This window comes from Flavobacterium sp., from assembly GCF_965262375.1.
Lineage (GTDB): Bacteria > Bacteroidota > Bacteroidia > Flavobacteriales > Flavobacteriaceae > Flavobacterium.
Genome location: NZ_OZ253527.1, coordinates 1,170,171 through 1,194,344 on the forward strand (window position 1 = coordinate 1,170,171; position 24,174 = coordinate 1,194,344).

General features: G+C 35.9%; 24 protein-coding genes. 13 read left to right on the forward strand and 11 right to left on the reverse strand.

Annotation, left to right across the window (positions count from 1 at the left end):
* Positions 1–94 precede the first annotated feature (94 nt).
* The 3 genes from ACQY29_RS05460 to ACQY29_RS05470 all read right to left on the reverse strand — a co-directional run bounded on the left by ACQY29_RS05460 (position 95) and on the right by ACQY29_RS05470 (position 4,481).
* Positions 95–2,518, reverse strand: a complete 2,424-nt coding sequence (locus ACQY29_RS05460; RefSeq protein ID WP_428224229.1) for a ribonucleoside-diphosphate reductase subunit alpha — start codon at positions 2,516–2,518, stop codon at positions 95–97.
* Between the two features lie 173 nt (positions 2,519–2,691).
* A complete protein-coding gene (locus ACQY29_RS05465) occupies positions 2,692–3,669 on the reverse strand; it encodes a ribonucleotide-diphosphate reductase subunit beta (RefSeq protein WP_428224230.1) in 978 nt (325 codons plus the stop codon).
* A 245-nt stretch (positions 3,670–3,914) separates the two neighbouring features.
* The gene (locus tag ACQY29_RS05470) at positions 3,915–4,481 is read right to left on the reverse strand and encodes a DUF3109 family protein (protein ID WP_428224231.1); all 567 of its coding nucleotides are present in this window, start codon (positions 4,479–4,481) and stop codon (positions 3,915–3,917) included.
* 317 nt (positions 4,482–4,798) lie between these two features.
* Here ACQY29_RS05470 and ACQY29_RS05475 point away from each other — a divergent pair, with 317 nt between their 5' ends.
* From ACQY29_RS05475 to ACQY29_RS05490, 4 genes are all read left to right on the forward strand, one after another.
* Entirely contained in the window at positions 4,799–5,479 is a 681-nt protein-coding gene (locus ACQY29_RS05475; protein WP_428224232.1) for an SUKH-3 domain-containing protein, read from the forward strand.
* 307 nt (positions 5,480–5,786) lie between these two features.
* Positions 5,787–6,362 (forward strand): MarC family protein, encoded by a 576-nt coding sequence (locus tag ACQY29_RS05480; protein ID WP_428224233.1) that lies wholly within the window; start codon positions 5,787–5,789, stop codon positions 6,360–6,362.
* Positions 6,363–6,401: 39 nt separating this feature from the next.
* Entirely contained in the window at positions 6,402–6,605 is a 204-nt protein-coding gene (locus ACQY29_RS05485) for a hypothetical protein (RefSeq protein WP_428224234.1), read from the forward strand.
* Positions 6,605–7,219, forward strand: coding sequence for an FAD-dependent oxidoreductase (locus ACQY29_RS05490; RefSeq protein WP_428224235.1), 615 nt, complete (start codon positions 6,605–6,607; stop codon positions 7,217–7,219). Before ACQY29_RS05485 ends, ACQY29_RS05490 begins: the two co-directional genes overlap by 1 nt.
* Here ACQY29_RS05490 and ACQY29_RS05495 read toward each other — a convergent pair.
* The 3 genes from ACQY29_RS05495 to ACQY29_RS05505 all read right to left on the reverse strand — a co-directional run bounded on the left by ACQY29_RS05495 (position 7,216) and on the right by ACQY29_RS05505 (position 9,994).
* Positions 7,216–8,790 (reverse strand): S41 family peptidase, encoded by a 1,575-nt coding sequence (locus tag ACQY29_RS05495; protein ID WP_428224236.1) that lies wholly within the window; start codon positions 8,788–8,790, stop codon positions 7,216–7,218. The two genes, ACQY29_RS05490 and ACQY29_RS05495, sit on opposite strands and share 4 nt — an antisense overlap.
* Positions 8,791–8,972: 182 nt before the next feature.
* Complete coding sequence (locus ACQY29_RS05500; protein WP_428224237.1) at positions 8,973–9,398, reverse strand: deoxycytidylate deaminase; 426 nt, start codon at positions 9,396–9,398, stop codon at positions 8,973–8,975.
* Positions 9,399–9,400: 2 nt separating this feature from the next.
* The gene (locus ACQY29_RS05505; RefSeq protein WP_428224238.1) at positions 9,401–9,994 is read right to left on the reverse strand and encodes a HupE/UreJ family protein; all 594 of its coding nucleotides are present in this window, start codon (positions 9,992–9,994) and stop codon (positions 9,401–9,403) included.
* A gap of 104 nt (positions 9,995–10,098) precedes the next feature.
* Here ACQY29_RS05505 and ACQY29_RS05510 point away from each other — a divergent pair, with 104 nt between their 5' ends.
* Positions 10,099–10,530 (forward strand): TerB family tellurite resistance protein, encoded by a 432-nt coding sequence (locus ACQY29_RS05510; protein ID WP_428224239.1) that lies wholly within the window; start codon positions 10,099–10,101, stop codon positions 10,528–10,530.
* 78 nt (positions 10,531–10,608) lie between these two features.
* On the opposite strand, the gene ACQY29_RS05515 is transcribed toward ACQY29_RS05510, so the two are convergent.
* Complete coding sequence (locus tag ACQY29_RS05515) at positions 10,609–11,433, reverse strand: universal stress protein (RefSeq protein ID WP_428224240.1); 825 nt, start codon at positions 11,431–11,433, stop codon at positions 10,609–10,611.
* Positions 11,434–11,604: 171 nt separating this feature from the next.
* Here ACQY29_RS05515 and rimP point away from each other — a divergent pair, with 171 nt between their 5' ends.
* From rimP to infB, 3 genes are read left to right on the forward strand one after another with little or no spacing between them, the layout of a single operon-like run.
* Positions 11,605–12,069 (forward strand): ribosome assembly cofactor RimP, encoded by a 465-nt coding sequence (gene rimP, locus ACQY29_RS05520; protein WP_428224241.1) that lies wholly within the window; start codon positions 11,605–11,607, stop codon positions 12,067–12,069.
* 19 nt (positions 12,070–12,088) lie between these two features.
* Positions 12,089–13,330, forward strand: a complete 1,242-nt coding sequence (gene nusA / locus ACQY29_RS05525) for a transcription termination factor NusA (protein ID WP_428224242.1) — start codon at positions 12,089–12,091, stop codon at positions 13,328–13,330.
* Positions 13,331–13,379: 49 nt separating this feature from the next.
* Positions 13,380–16,316: a translation initiation factor IF-2 gene (gene infB, locus ACQY29_RS05530; protein ID WP_428224243.1), complete on the forward strand. Its 2,937-nt coding sequence runs from the start codon at positions 13,380–13,382 to the stop codon at positions 16,314–16,316.
* A gap of 82 nt (positions 16,317–16,398) precedes the next feature.
* Here infB and ACQY29_RS05535 read toward each other — a convergent pair whose 3' ends face one another.
* From ACQY29_RS05535 to ACQY29_RS05550, 4 genes are all read right to left on the reverse strand, one after another.
* On the reverse strand, positions 16,399–18,174 hold the full coding sequence (locus tag ACQY29_RS05535) for a 1-deoxy-D-xylulose-5-phosphate synthase (protein WP_428224244.1): 1,776 nt from the start codon (positions 18,172–18,174) through the stop codon (positions 16,399–16,401).
* Between the two features lie 85 nt (positions 18,175–18,259).
* Positions 18,260–18,442, reverse strand: coding sequence for a hypothetical protein (locus ACQY29_RS05540; RefSeq protein WP_428224245.1), 183 nt, complete (start codon positions 18,440–18,442; stop codon positions 18,260–18,262).
* Positions 18,443–18,477: 35 nt separating this feature from the next.
* Positions 18,478–19,572 carry a glycosyltransferase family 2 protein gene (locus ACQY29_RS05545; protein ID WP_428224246.1) on the reverse strand — a complete coding sequence of 365 codons (1,095 nt, stop codon included), beginning with the start codon at positions 19,570–19,572 and terminating at the stop codon, positions 18,478–18,480.
* Positions 19,572–20,522 carry a hypothetical protein gene (locus tag ACQY29_RS05550; protein ID WP_428224247.1) on the reverse strand — a complete coding sequence of 317 codons (951 nt, stop codon included), beginning with the start codon at positions 20,520–20,522 and terminating at the stop codon, positions 19,572–19,574. The genes ACQY29_RS05545 and ACQY29_RS05550 overlap by 1 nt, the downstream gene beginning before the upstream one ends.
* Positions 20,523–20,576: 54 nt before the next feature.
* On the opposite strand from ACQY29_RS05550, the gene ruvC reads away from it, so the two are divergent.
* The 5 genes from ruvC to ACQY29_RS05575 all read left to right on the forward strand — a co-directional run bounded on the left by ruvC (position 20,577) and on the right by ACQY29_RS05575 (position 24,107).
* Positions 20,577–21,131, forward strand: a complete 555-nt coding sequence (ruvC, locus tag ACQY29_RS05555) for a crossover junction endodeoxyribonuclease RuvC (RefSeq protein WP_428225877.1) — start codon at positions 20,577–20,579, stop codon at positions 21,129–21,131.
* A gap of 96 nt (positions 21,132–21,227) precedes the next feature.
* Entirely contained in the window at positions 21,228–21,599 is a 372-nt protein-coding gene (locus ACQY29_RS05560; RefSeq protein WP_428224248.1) for a four helix bundle protein, read from the forward strand.
* A gap of 115 nt (positions 21,600–21,714) precedes the next feature.
* Positions 21,715–22,872 carry a radical SAM family heme chaperone HemW gene (hemW, locus tag ACQY29_RS05565; protein ID WP_428224249.1) on the forward strand — a complete coding sequence of 386 codons (1,158 nt, stop codon included), beginning with the start codon at positions 21,715–21,717 and terminating at the stop codon, positions 22,870–22,872.
* An 80-nt stretch (positions 22,873–22,952) separates the two neighbouring features.
* Positions 22,953–23,702, forward strand: coding sequence for a cyclase family protein (locus ACQY29_RS05570; RefSeq protein ID WP_428224250.1), 750 nt, complete (start codon positions 22,953–22,955; stop codon positions 23,700–23,702).
* Positions 23,703–24,107: a GNAT family N-acetyltransferase gene (locus ACQY29_RS05575; RefSeq protein WP_428224251.1), complete on the forward strand. Its 405-nt coding sequence runs from the start codon at positions 23,703–23,705 to the stop codon at positions 24,105–24,107.
* Positions 24,108–24,174 lie beyond the last annotated feature (67 nt).

The following is a 24,174-nucleotide window of genomic DNA, read 5'->3' on the forward strand; positions in this document are numbered from 1 at the left end:
AAACAGCCATCCGAAGACAGCTGTTTGACTATTTCTTAACCACTAAGGGCACTTATTTATTATGAATTCTAAATTCTAAATTCTAATATTAGACTTAAGAACCACACATTTCGCAATCCTCAGGACCTGCGTTACGCGCACGTTCTAACATCAAGCGGAATTCTTCGGCACTCATTTCACCTTCAGGTGAAACAACTTCCACTTGAGTAGGTTCAATTTTAGCTGTTGGGGTTTCAATTGTTTCCTTTTTCTCATTGTTCAAAGTAAACTTAATGGCATCAACAGCTGCTTTGGTTCTTAAATAATACATACCTGTTTTTAAGCCTGATTTCCATGCGTAGAAATGCATCGAAGTCAATTTAGCAAACGTTGCCCCTTCCATAAACAAGTTTAACGACTGCGATTGGTCAATGAAATACCCACGTTGACGTGACATATCAATGATGTCTTTCATAGACATTTCCCAAACGGTTTTGTATAATTCTTTTAAATCTTGCGGGATGCGGTCAATGTTTTGAACCGAACCGTTATGACGCATGATTTCTTGTTTCAATTGCTCGTTCCACAACCCACGCTCTACTAAATCTTCTAACAAGTGTTTGTTTACCACAATAAATTCACCTGAAAGTACACGACGCGTGTAAATATTTGAAGTATATGGTTCAAAAGCTTCGTTGTTTCCTAGGATTTGTGAAGTGGAAGCAGTAGGCATTGGTGCCATTAATAAAGAGTTACGCACTCCGTGTTCCATTACTTCTTTACGTAAAGAAGCCCAATCCCAACGTCCAGATAATTCCTCATCTTTTACTCCCCAAAGGTTGTATTGGAATTGACCTTCAGCAATTGGCGAACCTTTGAAAGTTGAATAAGGACCTTCTTCTTTAGCCATTTCCATTGATGCAGTTACCGCAGCAAAATACATGGTTTCGAAGATTTCTTGGTTTAATTTTTTAGCCTCATCACTGGTGAAAGGCATACGTAATTTAATAAAAGCATCCGCTAATCCTTGTACACCTAATCCCACAGGTCGGTGACGCATATTAGAATTATAAGCTTCTTGTACTGGATAATAGTTGCGGTCAATTACCTTGTTTAAGTTACGAGTTACACGTTTAGTTACTTTGTAAAGTAATTCGTGGTTAAACGCACCATTTTCAACAAACATAGGCAATGATAAAGATGCTAAGTTACATACCGCAATTTCATCAGCCGAGGTGTACTCCATGATTTCAGTACACAAATTAGACGAACGAATCGTTCCTAAATTCTTTTGGTTCGATTTACGGTTGGCTGCATCTTTATACAACATGTATGGGGTTCCTGTCTCGATTTGAGATTCTAGAATTTTTTCCCATAATTCACGTGCTTTGATGGTTTTACGACCACGTCCTTCATTTTCATATTTAAGGTATAACGCTTCAAACTCGTCTCCATAAACGTCGTACAATCCTGGACATTCGTTGGGACACATCAACGTCCATTTGTCGTCAGACTCTACACGTTTCATGAATAAATCAGAAGTCCACATCGCATAGAATAAGTCACGAGCACGCATTTCTTCTTTACCATGATTTTTCTTAAGGTCTAAGAAATCCATGATGTCCGCATGCCAAGTTTCGATATAAATCGCAAAACTTCCTTTGCGTTTTCCACCACCTTGGTCTACATAACGAGCCGTGTCGTTGAACACACGCAACATCGGCACAATACCGTTAGAAGTTCCGTTAGTGCCACGAATGTAAGAACCTGTAGCACGTACATTATGTACTGATAAACCGATTCCTCCCGCAGATTGTGAGATTTTTGCGGTTTGTTTTAGTGTGTCATAAATACCGTCAATGCTGTCATCTTGCATAGCTAACAAGAAACATGAAGACATTTGAGGTTTAGGAGTTCCTGCGTTAAAAAGTGTAGGAGTTGCGTGAGTGAAGAATTTCTTCGACATCAACTCATAGGTTTCAATCACCGAGTCTAAGTCGTTTAAGTGAATTCCTACTGCCACACGCATTAACATATGTTGAGGGCGTTCGGCAATTTTGCCATTGATTTTTAGTAAATACGAACGCTCTAAAGTTTTAAATCCAAAATAATCGTAGTTGAAATCGCGATTATAGATAACATGCGAATCTAAAAAAGTAGCATTATCCATAATCACTTTATGTACTTCGTCAGAAATAAGTGGTGCTTCCTGTCCTGTTCTAGGATTTACATAATGAAACATATCATTCATCGTTTCTGAAAATGACTTTTTAGTGTTTTTATGTAAGTTAGAAATAGCAATTCTAGCGGCTAACAAAGCATAGTCCGGGTGGGTAACCGTCATAGAAGCAGCAGTTTCTGCGGCAAGGTTGTCTAATTCAGAAGTAGTTACTCCATCATATAAACCTTCAATCACACGCATGGCTACTTTTACGGCATCCACCATATCATTCAAACCATAGCACAGTTTTTTAATTCTGTCTGTGATTTTGTCAAACATTACAGGCTCTTTATGCCCATCTCTTTTTACTACGTACATTTTGTTTGTGTTTTTTGGCTACAAGCAATCCCTTCCTTGTACACCTGTTAATACTTAAGCTTTAAACACCAGTCTCCCGACTTTTGCAAGGGTGTTTTTTATTTTTATTTGTGAATAAAGGTTTGAAAACTTCGATGTTATTCAATTCTTTCCACTTTCAATTTGTCTGTTTTTTAGAAATCAGCATCTAAAGAGAATTTACTAGCATCCTCTTCCGTATTCATCACGCCTGCTTTTTGATATTCTGCCACACGTTTTTCAAAGAAATTAGTTTTTCCTTGTAACGAAATCATATCCATAAAGTCAAAAGGGTTGTTAGAGCTGAAAACTTTAGCACAACCTAATTCAACCAATAAACGGTCAGCTACGAACTCTAAATATTGTGTCATTAAAGTAGCATTCATGCCAATTAATGAAACTGGTAACGACTCCGTAATGAATTCACGTTCAATATTTAAAGCATCCACGATAATTTCGGTAATACGTTCTTTCGAAACCTTATTTACCAAATGGTGGTTGTGCAAGTGTACTGCAAAATCGCAGTGTACCCCTTCGTCGCGAGAAATTAACTCGTTAGAAAAAGTTAATCCTGGCATCAAACCACGTTTTTTCAACCAATAAATAGAACAGAAAGCTCCCGAAAAGAAAATCCCTTCCACCGCAGCAAAAGCAATTAATCGCTCAGCAAACGAATCGGATGCTATCCATTTTAAAGCCCATTCAGCTTTTTTCTTGATAGCTGGGAAAACATCAATGGCATGGAATAATTCATTTTTTTCCGCATCATCTTTTACGTAGGTATCAATCAATAACGAATAGGTTTCGCTATGAATGTTTTCCATCATAATTTGGAAACCGTAAAAGAATTTAGCTTCTGGGTATTGTACTTCATTTACAAAGTTTTCAGCAAGATTCTCGTTGACAATACCGTCAGAAGCAGCGAAGAAAGCTAAGATATGCTTGATAAAATACTTTTCATCGTCATTTAATTTGGTATTCCAATCGGTTAAGTCTTGATGCAAATCAATTTCTTCCGCAGTCCAGAAACTCGCTTCCATTTTTTTGTACCATTCCCAAATGTCATGATGCTTGATAGGGAAGATAACAAAACGGTCTTTGTTTTCCTGTAAAATAGGTTCAATAGTAGCCATAGCTATATATGCGATTATAGTTTAAAATTAAATATTTGAGTAGGTGTTTTTGGGCACTACAAAGATTCAAATTTGTAGTTAATAATGAAAGTTAAGTTATCCACAATTTGGGCGAGTTTTTAACAAAAATTGGGTTTTGTAAGCAAAAAGCCTGTAAATGTAATTTATTTAAAATCAATGTGTTATAAATTCAAAAACCCGTAAACCCCTGTAGAATCAGCACTTTTGAGGAAATAAAAAAAGAGCTATTTTTTTAGCTCTTTTGCAACTTGTTCTAATTCTTCGTACCATTCTTTTCCGAAGCGTCTGATTAAGGCTTCGCGAACGAATTTATAGACAGGTACTTCTAATTCTTTTCCTAATTTACAGGCATCCGAACATATATCCCAGCGGTCGTAATTTACCGCTTGAAAACTACTAAATTCTTTGATACGGATAGGGTATAAATGACAAGAAACTGGTTTTTTCCAATCGACTAAGCCTTGATTGTAAGCTTGTTCAATCCCGCAAAGTGCCGTTGGTCCATCAAAAATAACGTAAGCACAATCTTTATTGTCAATCAGTGGAGTACCTAAATCATTGTCTTTATCGGTCACCCAAGTGCCTTGCGCTTCAATAGCCGCAATGCCTTCGGGACGCAAAAAGGGTTTTACTATAGGGTAAATTTTTTCTAAAATCGCTGTTTCTTCTTTCAGTAAGGGGGCTCCAGCATCGCCATCGATACAGCAAGCGCCTTTGCAAGCGGTTAGGTTACACACAAATTCTTTTTCAAGAATATCTTCAGAAACAATGGTTTTCCCTATTTGAAACATAAACGATTTTTTTTCAGACTGCAAAAGTACGAATAAGAAATAATAATTGGTTCGCACGGGGTGTTAATTGTTTGGTTTTAGTATATTCGGGGAGATTTTAAACAAACACACCACTACAAACTTGTTACTTAGTTTTGCAAACAGTTGTTACACAGAATGCTATTCGGTGTTAATAATAGGTATAGCTGCATTTTGGGTAGATAACAGTCATACTATTTAGAAATTGATAGGAATTGAATTTTGAATTTGCATGAGAGAGACATTCATGCCAGCCTAGGTATTTGAATACGTTGAAATACTTCCAAATTAATTAGATTATGCCATTAACAAATGATAAACTAGATAAAATCAATTATAAATTGCCCCCTGCATGGAAAATTCCATTTTATGAGTTTGTAGGCGGGAAGATAGAGATAGAAGAATTTGAGAAAATACTATATGGATTAACTGATTTAGAAAAAAGAATTGGCATTGACACATATGTAGAATTAATCAGCTTTAATTTTTCTAATGGACATATTTATAATGATGTGATTAAATTAATACTTGAAAAAGTATTAATTGAGGAAAGCGATAATAATTGTAAGTTATTTGCTTCAGTTGGAGAGTTTTACCAAAATGTTGATTTGAAATATATAATAGCAAATTCAAAAAATTTACCAGAAGCTGTTTTAAATATTTTTAATGGAGCACATATAGCCGTGAAATGGAGCGGTGTTGATAATCCCGCATATGATGTTGAATTTTTAAAAGAAGTTATTCGTCTTAAAGAGCCTATTATGGGCTGTTTAAATATTTTGCCTTCAAGCACTGTGATTATTGGATATGCAGCTAATTCGTATATGACTTTATTTATGGATGATGATGGTATTGTTTATATTTCTTTGGATGTTACTGGTGAAATTTACTATGGTACAAGTTTAATTGATGCTTTGACAAAAATACTTTTAGGATTAGAGTATGGAAAAATATTGTGTAGCCCGATGGCGCAGGAATGACCAGCACTCCTAAGTCCGAGCAATGATTTTAAAATTAATATGCTCTACATTTCTTGTCCCAGCATGACAGATAGTGGTACTCAGATGGAAAGTTGAGCAATCCGTGAAAATTTCGACTATCTCTATACTTTTAAAAATTAGTTAGCGAAAAGATGTATAAGAGATTTAGACACTTCGAGTTATAGTAAGACCAACTGAGTATTTAGCACTAAAAAGCCTTTTTATAACAATTGCTAAAATTTGTATTGTAAAAAACCCCTCACATTCTACTGTTTTTAGTATATTCGAAAAAATTAAATAAAAATATATGAATTTCGATTGGAGAGAAGTCCTAACCGTGGGGATGGTATTATTTGCCGTAATTGATATTGTAGGTTCCATTCCTATTATAGTAGATTTAAGAAATAAAATAGGTCATATACATGCCGAGCGCGCCAGTGTGGTTTCGGGACTTATCATGATTACCTTCCTATTTGTGGGAGAAGGGATGTTGAAATTCATTGGGGTAGATGTTAAGTCGTTTGCCGTGGCAGGTTCTATCGTGTTGTTTTTCTTGGCCTTAGAAATGATACTTGGTATCAGTATTTATAAAGACGACGAACCCAAAACCGCCAGTATAGTGCCTTTAGCTTTCCCTTTAATTGCAGGTGCGGGAACAATGACTACCCTACTGTCGCTTCGTTCAGAATATCAAGCCATTAATATTGTGGTTGCTATACTAATTAATATCATTATTGTATATGGCGTGTTGAAATTGTCTGGCAAAATTGAACAATTGCTTGGCCCAACAGGTTTAGGCGTGGTTCGTAAGGTATTTGGGGTGGTTTTATTAGCTATTGCTGTTAAATTATTCGCGGCTAATGTTAAAGGCTTGTTTGTTTAGTATCAAAAAATGTAACTTTGTGGCATAAATCCCATTGAAATGAAAATCTTTACTTACATAGTTTTAGCATTAGCAGTCGTATTGATTGGTATAAATGCCTCCATGTTGAATTTAAAAAACTTAATGGAAGGCGATAGCTTGATTGCTTTAATTGGAATTTTAGCCATTCTTTGTGCGGTAGTGATATTGTTGATTTTTAATATCTCTAAAAGCATTGATAAAAAGCTAAAAAGTCATTCTTAATGTTTGATGTATTAATCATTGGCGGAGGCGTATCAGGTATGTCTTGCGCTATGGTGTTGGGCTCGGCGCATAAAAAAGCCTTTGTTCAAGACAAAAAAGTTGGAATTATAGCCCACCAAAAAGCATCTTCTTTACAAGATGCTATTTTTTATAATGCCTATGGGATACCAGCTGGCAAATTAGGTGTGGCACTGCTTGAAGAGTCGGTATCGCAATTGCAAAACACCTACCCACATATCGAACAAATTCCGGAAGAAAAAGTGTTGAAAGTGCTTCCAACTCACGAAGGTTTTGAAGTTGTGACCAATAAAGCTACGTATGTTTCAAAAATTGTAGTTATTGGGATTGGCGCATCTAATTTGTTTGATATAGAAGGATTGAACCAATATGTAATGCCTCACCAAAAATCTTTGGCTGAAAAGAATCGTATCCAATTAAAAAACGACGACCATAAAGTTGCCGAAAACCTGTATGTGTGCGGTACTTTAGCAGGACATCGCAGTCAATTAGCGATTGCTTCGGGGAGTGGTGCTTCTGTGGCTACTGATATATTAGTACTTTGGAACAACGGCGTAGAAACCCATAGCCACGATAGTTTGCGCAAAAAAGCTTAAGGTTTTAGCGCAACTTTTAGCATAGCGTCATTTTTCAACACGGCTCTATAATAATAGGTTTCGCCTAGCAACTGACGACAAAATTCGGCAGTAAGATGACGTTTTACAAAAGCTTTATTACTCTCTAAATCGATAGTGTTATCCAGTTTTACAATCGTGTTTTTGAATAGATTGAAATACACATCCGAGTCATTTATTTTCTGAATGATTTGGCTGTATTTCAATTTTTCAAAAGCCTTACGGTTTTTATCAATCGTTTTGAAAACAAAATTGGTTACCGCACCCGACTGCATGATGAGCGGAACTAGTTCACTTCCTTTAGTAGCTTCTAGCGGTACAAAAACGTCCGGTATAATACCACCACCGCCGTAAACAATGCGTCCTTTAGCGGTTTTAAACTTCAAGGTGTCAGCAATTTTAATACTATCTTTAGCATACATTTCACCATTGTGATAGCGTTTCATAAAGTCGTTCAGGTATTTTTCTGTACCTTCTTTATAGGCTTTTTGAATCGACCTTCCTGATGGCGTGTAATAACGGGCAACGGTCAATCGAACAGAAGAACCATCTTTAAATGTAATTTCGCGTTGTACAAGACCTTTCCCGAAAGAACGACGCCCGATAATCAATCCTCTATCGTTATCCTGAATCGCCCCTGCGATAATTTCGCTAGCAGAAGCCGAGTTTTCATTGATTAAAAGGGTGATTTTTCCTTTTTCAAAACGCCCCTGAGCTGTAGCTATGGATTTTTCAATGTCACCTTTTTTGTTTTTAGTGAAGACAATAAGCTTCTTAGAGCTTAAAAACTCGTCCGCAATTTTAATCGCTTCTTCCATGTAGCCTCCACTGTTGTCTCTCAAATCCAAAATCAAATGGTTGGTCTGCTGATTCAATAGTCTTGTTAAGCCTTGAGAAAATTCTTGATAGGTGGTTTCTGCAAAACGATTAATTTTGATGTAACCCGTTGTTGTGTCTAACATAAATGCCACGTCAACACTCTTCATAGGAATAGTATTACGAATGACTTCCAGTTTGAGCTTACGATTTTCTGATTTTCTATAAACCGTCAATTGTACAGCGCTTTGGGCTTCACCACGCAGGTAGTTATACAATTTTTCATTGTTGATTTGTTTGCCAAACAACTTATGATTGTCTGCATACAACAATCGGTCACCCGCTTTAATTCCAGCTTTTTCAGAAGGACCACCAGCAATAGGACTGATGACCATTACGGTGTCTTTTTCAATGAAAAAATTAACTCCAATCCCTACAAAATTGCCTCGCATCGATTCTGACTCGACCATCGCTTCACTTTTGTTGATATACACCGAATGTGGGTCTAATTTTTCTAAAATTCCTGTTACCGTTTGGTCTACAATAGAATCGGTGTTTACAGCATCTACATAATCACTATGAATAAAATCGATGAGTTTGTTCAATTTTTGCTTGCTGTCGTTTTTGGAAATAAAAGGATTTTCGCCAGTATCTTTCATCATATACACGCCTAATAAAAATCCTACAGCGATGGCGGTAAAGATTAAAATGGGGAGGTATATTTTGTTGATTTTCATTGTACCTATGATTGCACTTAATAAAGTTACGGAAAATTAGTTGTTTCTTCTTTACTTAACGAAGTCCCTATTGACATTAAGGAATTAAGTGTGTTAGGAAATTCAAAAACTTACTGTTTCTTAATTTCTTAATGGTTAATTCAAAAAGATTTAGTTGAAATAAATTTGAAATTGTTTTACTTCTATTCTAAATCCACAATCTGTTGAATTTCCACCCCTGCTTTTTCTAAAAACTGCAAACCTGCGTCGTCGCGGTAACCATTGTGATACACCACACGTTTAATCCCCGCTTGAAGTATTAGTTTGGAACATTCTTTACAGGGCGATAAGGTAATGTAAAGTGTGGCATCCTGACAGGATTGGGTAGAATTAGCTACTTTCAAGATGGCATTGGCCTCGGCATGCAAAACATACCAATGTGTCAAGTTATTTTCGTCTTCACAACAGTTTTCAAAACCCGAAGGTGTCCCGTTGTACCCATCAGATATAATCATACGGTCGCGAACAATAATAGCGCCCACTTGCTTTCGTTTACAATACGAAAGTTTGCTCCATTCTTTGGCTAAACGCAAATAAGCCTTGTCGTATTTATTCAATTTTTCTTCCATGCTTATCGATACCAAATAGGACTTTGAATGATTAATGGTGTGACTACACCAATGATAAAGGCAGACATAACCAGTGTCCAATCTCTTTTTGAAAATCGAAATACAGATTGCACTACAAATGAGAGTAACAGTACCGCTATGACTACTATGATTTGTGCGCATTCGATGCCAAGCGCGAATTCGGATAAAGGGAGTATTTTGTCTGTGGCTGTACCGGATAATAAAGTTTTAAAGTAATTTGCAAAACCCAACCCGTGGATAATTCCAAATAAAAGAGTTACTATTGCGATGAGGGTGATGCTTTCGTTTTTGTTGTTTTTTCCAGCGGTAAACAAGTTAAATAGTGCTACAATTAAAATGGTAATCGGAATTAAAAATTCGACCAAATTTTCTTTGATGTATACGATACCAAATACAGAAAGAAACAACGAAATAGAATGTCCCAAGGTGAATAAACTAACGAGTGTTAACCACTTTCTCCAATCGTTAAACGAGTAAGGAATGGTCATTCCAATTAAAAAAAGGATATGGTCATAGGCATGGATATTCAGCACGTGCTTGAGACCAATTTCAAAGTAAAGCCAAAATTCATTCATGATGTTAGGTTATGGAATTTCAAACTTACAAATTTATTCTTACAAACTTACTTTGAAATCCGTTTTACTTTGATTATATTTAAGGTAATAAAAAACAACAAACTATGTCAATTTCAGATTTATTTGATAGCGAATTTAAAGCTAGAAACAAAGGACACTTTTCCGCTATTGTGCGTGTTGCTATTGCTGATGGCGATATGACGGGCGAGGAAAAACAATTTTTAGACCGATTGAAACGTCAGTTGGAAATTTCCGACGAAGAATACGAAGAGATTTTAGAAAACCCAACCAAATACCCTATCAACCCGCCTACATTATATGTTCAGCGCTTAGAACGTTTGTACGATTTAGCACGTATGGTTTATGCTGACCATGTTTTGGGACCTAAACAAAAGGAGATTTTAACAAAATTCTGTTTAGCGCTTGGTTTTACCCCTGGAAATGTAAGTTACATTGTAGATAAGGCACTATCGTTGTTGATTTTGCATGTAGATTTAGATACGTTTATTTATGAAATGCAACATATGAACAAGTAGTAATTAAAAAAAATGAAATTAAAAATGGCTGACACGATGATCAGCCATTTTTTTGTAGGAAAAGAAGTGGTATAAAAATTATATTTTAAAAGTAATCACTGGTTTTTTAGCGTGATTTACTAAACTTTCACTAATGCTTCCGTTTAGGAAATGGGCTAACCCTTTACGCCCATGCGTACACATGCCAATTAAATCTGCATTCAAATCACTTGCAATATGAAGGATTCCCGCTTCAACATTTGCATCGTTGTAAATATGGGTTTTGTAATTAGACACGTTAAATTGACTAATAAAATCATCCATTAACTTTTGGGTTGTTCTTGTGGGTTTAAAATTATTAGGAGTGTTTACATGTACAAGATGTAAAGTTGATTCAAAATCATTTACAAAATTCACAACCTTTTCGAATGGTGCTTTAATTTCTTCTGTAAAATCAGAAGCAAAAACAAAGTTTTCAATATTGAAATTCGCACGTTCATCTTTAATGACAAGTACTGGTATTTTAGAATTACGAACCACTTTTTCAGCATTAGAACCTACAAACATTTCTTTCACTCCACTTGCGCCATGTGAACCCATAACAATAAGATCAATGTCATTGTCATTAATTGTTTTCATAATGCCATCGAAAGTATGTCCAATTTGAATGATTTCTACCACAGAAACGTCATTCAGATAATCCTCAGTTAGTAAATCTTCCATTTTCTGACTTACAGCCCTTTTAAAAAACATAACCTCAGGAATGTCATGACCATGAGTTACAGGGTCATTAGATTGGTGAGGTAATTCTAAAAGATGTAATAAGTATATTTCGGCATCGTGTTTAATGGCAAATTGAGCAGCAACTTTTAAGGCGTATTCGGCGTGCTTTGAAAAATCGGTAGGTACTAAAATTCTTTTCATGCTAGATTGGTTTTTATTGGTTGTTGTTCTTAATCAGAGAGATAAAGATAAGAAATTTTTTAACAAAAATCAATAATTAGGTAATTTTAAAAAAAGTTGTATATTTGCACCGTTATTTAGAAGTTAAACATTAAATAATGAGGCACGCATGGCGTGCCTCTTTTTATACCCATGACATTTAAAGAAAAAGTAGTACAGTTGTTAAATCAAACTTTGGAAAACAAACCAGAGTTGTTTTTAATTGATTTAACCATAACAGACAGTAATAAAATTATCGTAACTTTGGATGGTGATAATGGCGTGCAATTGCAAGATTGTGTGGATGTTAGCCGTGCTGTTGAAAGCGAACTGGATAGAGAAGAACTTGATTTTGCTCTAGAAGTGGCCTCAGCAGGCGTTTCAGCACCTTTGAAATTAGTTCGTCAATTCAAGAAAAATGTTGGGCGTACTTTGAAATTACGTACAAAGGATCAAACTTATGAAGCTACTTTAGTAGATGCTTCAGAGGATGCGGTAACTTTAGAGTGGACCGCAAGAGAACCGAAGAAAATAGGAAAAGGAAAAGAAACTGTAACTCACAATGAGAAAATTGTGTATGGCGACATTGTGGATGCAGTAGTTACAATTATATTTTAAAAAAAAATCAAAGAGTTGTATGGAGAATTTAGCATTAATCGATTCGTTTTCAGAATTTAAAGATGACAAATCTATCGATCGTGTAACGTTAATGGCTATCTTGGAGGAAGTATTTAGAAGTGCCCTTAAAAAGAAATATGGTTCGGATGACAATTTCGACATCATTATCAATCCTGACAAGGGGGATATGGAAATCTGGAGACGTAGAGTTATTGTTGCTGATGAGGATTTAGATTTCGAAAATGAAGAAATTACGCTTACAGAAGCTCGTAAAATTGAACCTGACTTCGAAATTGGAGAAGAAGTTTCGGAAGAGGTTAAATTAATTGACTTGGGTAGAAGAGCAATTTTGGCTTTACGTCAAAACTTAATCTCTAAAATCCATGAGCACGATAGCACGAACTTATACAAGCAATTCAAAGATTTAATAGGAGATATTTATACAGCTGAGGTTCACCATGTGCGTCCCAAAGCTGTGATTTTGGTGGATGATGAAGGAAATGAAATTGTATTGCCAAAAGAAAAACAAATCCCATCCGATTTCTTCCGTAAAGGTGATAATGTACGTGGGGTAATTGAAAACGTTGAATTAAAAGGAAATAAACCTCAAATTATTATGTCTAGAACTTCTGAAAAGTTCTTAGAAAAATTATTTGAGCAAGAAATCCCAGAAGTTTTCGACGGATTAATTATGATTAAAAAAGTGGTTCGTATTCCTGGAGAAAAAGCTAAAGTAGCTGTTGATTCGTATGATGATCGTATTGATCCAGTGGGTGCTTGTGTAGGTATGAAAGGTTCTCGTATTCACGGGATTGTTCGTGAATTAGGTAATGAAAATATTGATGTAATTAACTACACTAATAATACACAATTATTCATAACTAGAGCATTAAGTCCAGCTAAAGTGTCTTCAATCAAAATTGATGAAGAAAAGAAAACTGCTGAAGTTTATTTGAAACTAGAAGAAGTTTCTAAAGCGATTGGTCGTGGTGGACAAAACATCAAATTAGCAGGTCAATTAACAGGCTATGAATTAGATGTAATTCGTGAAGGAAATGTACAAGAAGAAGATGACGTAGAATTAACGGAATTTGCTGATGAAATTGATGCATGGATCATTGATGAGTTTGCTAAAGTTGGTTTAGATACAGCTAAAAGTATTTTAAGCCAAGATGTTGCTGATTTAGTACGTCGTACCGATTTAGAAGAAGAAACGATTCTTGAAGTAATCAAGATTTTAAAAGAAGAATTTGAAGATTAATAATCACCTTTTTAATCCACAAAAAATAAAAAAACCATAAATCAAATTTATGTCTGAAGGAACAATAAGAATAAACAAAGTACTAAGGGAATTTAATATATCTCTTGAAAGAGCTGTTGATTTTTTAAAGGATAAAGGATTTACAATTGAATCTAATCCGAATACAAAAATCACAGAGGAGATATATGGTGTTCTATCTAATCAATTTGCTGGAGACAAAGGAAACAAAGATGCTTCCAAAGAGGTTAGCGAAGAGAAAAGAAAAGAAAAAGAAGCACTTCGTTTAGAACGCGAACACGAGTTGGAACAAAAACGACTTGAGGAAGAACGTGCGCGTCAAGAGGTAATCAAGGCTAAAGCTGCTGCTTTATCTGGGCCTAAGAAAATTGGTAAAATTGACTTAAACCCTAAACCGGTTCAAAAGCCAGTCGAAGAGGCGCCAAAAGAAGAAGTAAAAGCTGAAATAAAGCCAGAACCTGTGTTAGAAGTAAAACCAGAGGTTCAAACAGAAGTTAAGCCACAAGTTGACAAAGAAACTGTAGCTGTACCTGAGGTGAAAGAAGCAAAAGAGGAAGTGAAACCCGTGGTTGAAAAACCTGTTGTTAAAACTCCTAAACCTGTTGAAAAACCTGAACCAAAAGCAGAAACAAAAGTTGAAAAACCAGTTGCTGAGTCCAAAATAGAACCTAAAACTGAAAACCCTGCGGCAAGTCCTTCAGTTGAAGCGGGTCAACCAGTAGAAGTACGTTATGAAACTCAGTACCAAAAATTATCTGGTACTACATTTACAGGTCAAAAAATTGATTTATCTCAATTTGAGAAACCTAAAAAGAAAAAAGAAGACAATAAGCCAAACCAAGGAGGTAATAACCAAGGTGGTGGTGATAAGAAAAAACGTAATCGTATTCCTGCAAAACCTGGACAAGGTGGAAACGCTCAAGGAGGTAATAACCAAGGAGGAAACAACAACCAAGGTCAAAACCGTAACAACAACCAAGGCGGTGGGAATAACCAAGGTGGAAACCGTGGCGGGAACAATAATAGATTTAATAAAAAAGCACCTGTAGTTAAAGTAGAGCCAACAGAAGAAGAGGTTAAAAACCAAATCAAAGAAACGCTTGAAAGATTACAAGGTAAAGGAAATAAATCAAAAGCAGCGAAATACCGTCGCGACAAACGTGACTCACACAGAGAGCGTAATGAAGCGGAAATGGCAGCTCTAGAAGAAGGAAGCAAAGTCCTAAAAGTAACAGAATTCGTTACCGTAGGTGAAATTGCTACCATGATGGATGTGCCTATTACTAAGGTTATCGGAACTTGTATGTCGTTAGGTATCATGGTAACTATGAACCAACGTTTAGATGCAGAGACTTTAACTATTGTTGCTGACGAATTTGGATATGAAGTACAATTTACTACTGCTGAAATTGAGGAAACTATTGAAGTAGTTGAAGATAGACCAGAAGACTTAAAAGCAAGAGCGCCAATTGTAACGGTAATGGGACACGTAGACCACGGTAAAACATCATTATTGGATTACATCCGTAAGACGAATGTAATTGCAGGTGAGTCGGGTGGTATTACTCAGCATATTGGAGCTTATGGGGTGGAGTTAGACAACGGTCAGGAAATTGCTTTCTTAGATACACCAGGTCACGAAGCCTTTACAGCTATGCGTGCTCGTGGTGCTCAAGTTACCGATATCGCAATTATTGTGGTAGCTGCCGATGACGATATCATGCCACAAACAAAAGAGGCTATCAGTCACGCACAAGCAGCAGGTGTACCAATAATTTTTGCAATCAATAAAATTGATAAACCAGCCGCTAATCCTGAAAAAATTAAGGAGAAATTAGCAGCGATGAATTTCCTTGTTGAAGAATGGGGAGGTAAATATCAATCACACGATATTTCTGCTAAAATGGGTATCGGTGTTAAAGAATTACTTGAAAAAGTATTATTAGAAGCTGAGATTTTAGAATTAAAAGCGAACCCTAACAAACCAGCGGTAGGTACTGTAGTAGAAGCATTCTTAGATAAAGGTCGTGGTTATGTATCTACTGTATTAGTTCAAGCAGGTACTTTACGTATTGGTGATTATGTGTTAGCAGGTAAGCACCATGGTAAAATCCGTGCAATGCACGATGAGCGTGGACACAATGTAAAAGAAGCAGGTCCTTCTACTCCAGTTTCAATCTTAGGATTAGATGGAGCACCTACGGCAGGTGATAAATTCAATGTGTTTGAAGACGAGAGAGAAGCAAAACAGATAGCAACAAAACGTACGCAATTATTACGTGAACAGTCTGTTAGAACACAGCGTCATATCACGCTTGACGAAATTGGACGTCGTATTGCTTTAGGTCAGTTTAAAGAATTAAACATTATCCTAAAAGGAGACGTGGATGGTTCAGTAGAAGCGTTATCAGACTCTTTCTCAAAATTATCAACAGACGAAATCCAAATCAATATTATCCACAAAGGTGTGGGTGCAATTACAGAATCTGACGTTATGTTAGCTTCTGCATCTGATGCAATTATCATCGGATTCAACGTTCGCCCTCAAGGTAATGCGAAGCAATTAGCTGAAAAAGAAGAAATCGATATCCGTCATTACTCAATTATCTATGCCGCTATTGATGATTTACGTGATGCCATGGAAGGTATGTTATCGCCTGAATTCAAAGAAGAAATTACAGGTACAGCTGAAATCCGTGAGTTATTCAAAATCTCTAAAGTGGGTACTATTGCAGGATGTATGGTTACTGATGGTAAAATCTTCAGAGCTAATAAAATCCGCTTAATCCGTGAAGGCGTAGTAATTTACACTGGAGAACTGGTAGCACTGAAACGTTTCAAAGACGATGTAAAAGAAGTGTCTAAAGGTTATGACTGTGGTATGCAGATTAAAGGATACAATGACATTCAAGAATACGATGTAATTGAAGGTTTCACAACCGTAGAAGTGAAAAAGAAATTGAAATAATTTTTTATAGATCAAATAAAAACCCATTAGTAGATGCTAATGGGTTTTTTAATAGATGAAATTGTTTTTTTATCGTTTTTAGTTATAAACGGATGAATTCTTGAAATTTTTGTTTTAAACTTTTAATATCTAGTCCGCATACTTGATGGAGTTGCGTTACAGTACCTTGCTCTATAAATACATCTGGAACGCCTAATATTTCTAAAGGGACATGTAGTTTTAGTTTTTGTAAACAAGTTAAGATTAAACTGCCAAAACCTCCATTTATAGCCCCTTCTTCTATCGTAATCACGTGTTGATAGTTGTTACCTATTTTAATTAACGCATTTTCATCTATTGGTTTGACAAAGGGGAAATGATAGTGTGAAAATTTATCGGAATTCAATTCATTTAAAGCTTCTATTGCATTATTTCCAATGGTTCCCGTTGTAAGTACGGCGACTTTGTTTCCTTTTCGCAAACAAACGGCTTTTCCAATTTCTATTTTCTGAAAAGGAAATTGCCAGCTGTTCATAAATCCACGACCGCGTGGATAGCGAATGGAAATTGGTTGCTGTAAACCAAGTTGCGCTGTATACATGATATTACGGAGCTCAACTTCATTTAATGGAGCTGAAACAATCATATTGGGTATGCAATTCATGTAAGCTATGTCGTACAATCCGTGATGTGTAGCGCCATCTTCTCCTACAAATCCTGCTCTGTCCAAACAAAATATTACAGGTAATTCCTGTAAAGCCACGTCGTGTATTACTTGGTCGTAAGCGCGTTGCATGAACGAGGAATAAATATTACAAAATACCGTCATCCCTTGGGTTGCCATGCCTGCAGAAAAAGTTACGGCATGTTGTTCGGCTATTCCCACATCAAAAGCTCTTTTAGGAAACGCCTCCATCATAAATTTCATCGATGAACCCGAAGGCATGGCAGGGGTAACGCCTATGATAGTGTCGTTGGTTTTTGCTAACTCGACTAAGGTATGTCCAAAAACATCTTGAAATTTGGGAGGCAGACCTTCTTCTTCCTTGGGGTATATTTTTCCTGTTTCGGGGTCAAATTTACCTGGGGCATGATATTTTACTTGGTTTTCTTCTGCGAGTGCTAAACCTTTTCCTTTGGTGGTAAGAATATGAAGGAATTTAGGACCTTTTATCTTTCTTAAGCGTTGTAATTCTTTAATTAAACCTTCTAAATCGTGACCATCTACAGGACCTGTATAATCAAAATTGAGTGCCTTGAAAATATTATTTTCTTTATGTAACTGTCCACCTTTAAACGAAGTCAAATACTCTTTTAAAGCTCCTACACTTGGGTCAATCCCAATTGCATTGTCATTCAAGATGATTAACACATTTGCATCCGTAACTCCGGCATGATTTAAGGCTTCAAACGCCATACCCGAAGCAATGGAAGCGTCACCAATAACTGCTATATGTTGACGTTCGAAGGCTCCTTTTAGTTGAGAAGCAACAGCCATTCCCAGAACAGCAGAAATGGAAGTTGAAGAATGTCCTACGCCAAAGGCATCGTATTCGCTTTCAGAACGCTTGGGAAATCCAGAAATACCCTCCCAATCACGATTGGATGGAAAAACTTCTCTTCTTCCAGTTAAAATTTTATGTCCATAGGCTTGGTGACCTACATCCCAAACAAGTTGATCACCGGGTGTATTGAAAACATAATGCAAAGCAATAGTCAACTCGATGACTCCAAGGCTTGCTCCTAGATGTCCTTCCTTCTGCGATACTATCTCAATTATGTATTGACGAAGTTCTTTCGCCAATTCCAACAACTGTATAAAGTCTAATTTTTTTAAATCAGAGGGTGAAGCGATTTTTTTTAATATGCTGGTATTCATTATAAGCAAAGGTAAAGCTTTCAAATGAGTTCAGAAATTTGTTCACAGAAAATCCATCCGAAGTTCAAAAACTTGATTCTTAAAATTAATTTTGCGTGTCTTTTTCTTTAGTGTTAAAATAAATCGATAGAAATAAGACTACAATACTTGCTCCTAACATCAAATATTTAGGGGTTTTATCTTCTCTAAATAAAGAGTTGCCTAAGATTAAAAATAGCAAACCCAGTAATAATAAAACTTTTCCTTTTTTGGTTGGATTCTTTTGCATGTTTATTGTTTTTAGGATTAGAATAAAGATATGATTTATTTTGAAAACCGTCTTCCTTTCCATTCATAAGTGCCAAAAAGTGCATATACCGCTACGCTAACGCTGAAGAATAAATAAATCAAGCCTGAGAGAAATAAAAGACGTAAGGGTTTTTTGAAATAAAAAGCAGTACTTCGGAACAACAAATAATCGGTTAAGAATTTTAAAGCAAAGAGCTTCAAAAAAATACTAAACGAACCCGAAAGAAGTAGGAGTAGTAACAATGCATTGGTTGCAAAAACAAATAGCGCTAATTGTTTGCTATAAAAACCTTTGTAATTAGCTGTTTTGCTTGCCCAACGCACTCGCTGTTGAAAGAGTTTACTCCAAGTGGCTTCTGTTTGTGTTACCACGGTAGCTTCGTTGTTTTTCAGGAAAGCCACCGCATTTTTATCGCAGCTAATGGCTTTTTGTAGTAAGAAAACATCATCGCCACTAGCTATAGTGTCATTGCCTTCAAAGCCGTTTAATTTTTTGAAAAATTTTTTTTGGTAACAAAAATTGGCTCCATTACACATAAAGGCTTGACCATTGCCAAAACTACCCATAGTGGTGCCTTGTAAACTCAATAAATCCAAGTTTTGAAAAGTATGCAGGACAGTTGTTTGTTCTTCATACATCACACCCGAGGCGACCATTTTAACCGAATGTTCATGTATGTAGGCATCAAAAGTCTTCAACCAATTTTTAGGTACCACACAGTCTGCATCGGTGGTTAGTATCCATTCTTTTTTAGCCTGTGATATCGCGGTTTGTATGGCATCTTTCTTGGGTGAATTAGTTTTTCGATTGTTTTTTATTAGGACAAAATCATTGTTTTCAATTTGTGACTCATAATTATCTTCCGAGGCGTCATCTACTAAAATGATTTCAAACAATTCTTTTGGATAATCTATTTTTTGAAGGGAATCTAAAAGAAGCGGAAGGTTTTTAGCTTCATTGCGAAAGGGAACAATAATAGAAAACGAGGTTTTGGGAGTCGTTTTTTTTCTTCGGAAGTTTTTTACTTTTGAAAAACCAATGCAAAGCCATAGGATATTCAGTATATATCCTATTAAGAGCAAATAGGTTAGTAGTAGTAAAACTTCCATCAAACGGTTTTTTGAGGTTGCATTTTAAAATTCAATACATAATAACTCCCGATAACTACGGGTAAGACGGTGTTTAAAAACCACATCAAGGTACTGATAAAAAGTACAATCCAATCTTTTACGCCCAATAAACTAAAAAAGAAAACTGCCACACTACCTTTCACAGCAAAGTCTAAGAAATTAAAAGAAGGCAATGCGGATGCTAAAAAATATACAGAAGTAATAGCGGATAGCATTAGTAGATATGGCAACTCGACACCAAACATCAAAAACAAAAAATAATATTGATGTGAGAAAGTTAAATAGCGCAAGACACCCAAAAGTATGTTTTTCCGATGGATGCCTTTAGATATTTTATTGATTTTCTGAATTAATTTTTCAAATGAATAGCCTTTAAAATTGATTTTTTTAGAAAGGAATAATAACAAAATAAGGAGCAAGGTGCCAACAATTCCAATGACCAAATACTGCGTAGGAATGACATTGAAATAAATGTTGAAATACACTAAGCCCAAGGTGCCAAAAAGGATAGTAAGTATCAACTGAATACCATTGCAAATTAAATTTAAGAAAATGATTTTCTTAGTTTTTTCTTTGGGGTAAAACAATGCTTTTCCTGCATATTCGCCAATCCCGTTGGGCGTAAATAAAGCCAAAGTCAAAGCACCCAATACCTGCCTGGAAGCCTCGGCAACATTAATAGTCGTAATGGTTTTGACTAAATTTTGCCATTTCAATATTTCTAAAAAGCGATTTAAAAACGATAGAAATAAGATGAAAACGATAGCTACCCAAGATTGTTTGGGTAAAATCTCTGTTTTGAAACGGTCAAATTCTAAAACACTTTCTTTCGATAACCGTTCGTAGATAAAATAAAAAGCACCTCCTACAATCAAAAGTTTCAGTAGAAGTACTAAGAATTGCTTAGTTTTGTTGGATATTTTTTGCATCAGGACAAAGTAACAAAACTTTGAACTTGAAACTTGAAACTTGAAATAAAAATTTTGGCAAACGAACGAATCATATTAGGTATCGACCCTGGAACCACCATTATGGGGTTTGGGTTGATTAAAGTAGTCAACAAAAAGATGGAATTTGTCCAGCTGAACGAGCTTTTGTTGGGCAAATACGACGACCATTATTTGAAATTACAAAAAATATTTGAGCGCACCATCGAATTGATTGATACCTATCATCCTGATGAAATTGCCATCGAAGCACCTTTCTTTGGCAAAAATGTGCAATCGATGTTGAAGTTAGGGCGTGCGCAAGGGGTAGCGATGGCAGCAGGTTTGTCTCGCCAAATCCCTATCACGGAATATGAACCCAAAAAAATAAAAATGGCCATTACGGGCAACGGTAACGCTAGTAAAGAACAAGTAGCTAAAATGCTTCAACAACTTTTAAAGCTGAAAGAACTTCCTAAAAACCTCGATTCCACCGATGGATTGGCAGCGGCTGTGTGTCATTTTTTTAATTCTGGGCGTGTTGAAATTGGAAAAAGTTATTCCGGTTGGGATGCTTTTGTGAAACAGAATGAGAATCGAGTGAAGAAATAATGTTCAATATTTAGTGTTCAGTGGTCAGGATTTTAGTGTTCAGAATTTAGTGCTTAGTATTTAGGAGGTGAAATTTGAATTTAAAAATAAATTAAAATGCGTTTTCAAGATTTATTAGCGTATCAAAAAGGATTTAGTTTAGCAATGGAAATTTTTGAGATTACAAAAGTATTTCCAAAAGAAGAAACATATTCTCTGACTGATCAAATAAGAAGGTCTTCTAGAAGTGTCACAATAACAATTAGCGAAGCTTATAGAAAAAGAGAATACCCAAAACACTTTCATAGTAAACTAACAGATGCTGATTCTGAAAATTCAGAAACACAAGGTTGGCTAGAATACGCTTTAGCTTGTAAATACATCACTGAACAAAAATTTCAAGAATTAACTAATAAAAGTATTGAAGTTGGAAAACTAATTAACTACATGATTTTAAATTCCCATAAATTTGGAGTGAAAAAAGACTAAGCGCTTATAAATGAACACTTTTTTCGAATTCAGTGCTAACTTTTGAAAACGGAATACTGTTTTAATTTATGGGCACAAACTGAATACTAATCTGCTGAACACTGAATACTATAAAATGAGCGGTATCTATATCCACATCCCCTTTTGCAAGCAAGCTTGTCACTACTGCGACTTTCATTTTTCAACTTCGATGAAAAAGAAGGAGGACATGGTGCAGGCATTGGCCAAAGAAATTCAATTGCGTAAAGAGGAACTCGAAAATGAGGTCGTTGAAACCATTTATTTCGGAGGAGGAACCCCTTCTATATTGCAGATTGCAGACTTAAGTTTTTTGATTGATGAAGTTTATAAGCATTATAATGTAGTACACAATCCAGAAATTACTCTGGAAGCCAACCCAGATGATTTAACCACCAACTTGTCATTCCGAGGAACGAGGAATCTACTAGAAGCATACCGAATGATTGGAATCAACCGTCTTTCCATAGGTATTCAATCCTTTTTTGAAGAAGATTTAAAACTGATGAATCGGGCGCATAATGCCTCGGAAGCATTGGAATGTTTACAAGTTGCGATTCAGTATTTTGATAATATTACCGCCGATTTAATTTATGGGATTCCTGGGTTAACCCATGAAAAATGGTTGCAAAATATACAAACGCTTTTGGATTTAGGCATTCCGCATATTTCCAGTTATGCCTTGACCGTAGAACCTAAAACAGCCCTAGCCACTTTGGTTAAAAATGGGAAAATTCCAACACCAGATGATGGGATTGCGCATGAACAGTTTTTGATGCTGGTGGACCTTTTAGAGAAAAATGGTTTTGTGCATTATGAATTGTCCAATTTTGGGAAAGAAGGTTATTTCTCTAAAAACAATTCGGCATATTGGTTGGGTAAAAAATACATCGGTATTGGGCCTTCGGCGCATAGTTATGATGGAACGAACCGCTCGTGGAATGTGGCGAATAATAGTTTGTATATGAAAGCTATTGCCGAAAATACTGTGCCAAAGGAAGTAGAAACATTGTCTACTACTGACCGTTACAACGAATATGTCATGACGGGCTTGCGAACCATTTGGGGCGTTTCGCTGGAACGCATAGAAAATGAATTTGGTTCTATTTATTTGGATTATTTACTACAAAATGCTTCGACGCACTTACAAGAGGAAAAGCTAGAACTTGTGAATAATATCCTAAAAACTACTCGCAAAGGAAAATTCTTTTGTGATGGAATTGCAAGTGATTTGTTTTTCATAAATTTGGATTAACCACAAAGGACACCAAGAAGGCACAGTGTTCACGAAACTTTGTGTGCCTTCGTGTAAATCTTAGTGGTCTTAGTGGTTAAATGCTTTTAAATATAAACAACCTTACCTTCGACTTATCCCAACCTTTGGATATTTCCATTCCTTTGTCTAGTAACGATAAAAATCCTATTGCGTGGTATCTTGAAAAACCAGTTTTTGAACCTGTACGTTTTGGGGATTGGGTAGGAAAAGTATCCGAAGGGAGTTCGACTAATTTCAATAATATTCTTTTCAATCCACATGGGCACGGAACTCATACCGAGTGTTTGGGGCATATTACTAAGGATTTCTATAGTATTAATCAATGTTTGAAACAATTTTTCTTTGTAGCCAATGTGATTACTGTTTATCCTGAAAAGGTAGCGGAAGACTGGGTGATAGGAAAAAAATCCTTTTCAGATGTAGTATTTAATGAAGCCTTGGTAATCAGAACTTTTCCGAATAGTGACACTAAAAAAACAAAAAACTATTCGCATACCAATCCGCCTTATTTGACCGAAGAAGCTGTATTGTTTCTAGTAGAAAATGGTGTAAAACACTTACTGATTGACCTTCCGAGTGTTGATAGAGAATCAGATGAAGGTAAATTGTTAGGGCATAAAGCTTTTTGGAATGTAAAAGACACTCAGTCGCTCAACGCAGATGCTCGAATGGATTGCACGATTACAGAAATGATTTTTGTGGAGGATACTGTTAGTGATGGTGTTTATTTGTTAAACTTACAGATTGCTTCGTTTGAAAATGATGCTAGTCCAAGTAAACCAGTGTTATACCCTTTAATAAAGGACTAAATGATAACGATTTCTACCGATAAGAGTAAATTAGACCTAGATTTTTTAGAAAACTTTCTAAAAGACATCTACTGGGCAGCAGGACGTACCAAGGCAGAGATTCAAATAACCATTGACGCCTCCATTTGTTTTGGATTGTATTTAGATGATAAACAAATTGGGTTTGCTCGTGTAATTACGGATTATGTGGTTTTTGCCTATGTTATGGATGTGTTTGTAACGGAGCAGTATCGAGGGAATGGTTATTCCTCTCAATTGGTTGATGCTATGCTCAACGAACCCCAGTTACAACAAGTAAAAATATGGCGTTTGGCAAGCAAAGATGCCCAGTTTTTATATGAAAAATTCGGATTCACTTCCTTGGCTCATCCCGAACGAATGATGGAGAAAATTGTTAGTAGGTGATATTCTGATTGTATTGTAGAAATACTGAAAATATGTATTTTAGTCTTTACAAATGAGTACTTTGTAC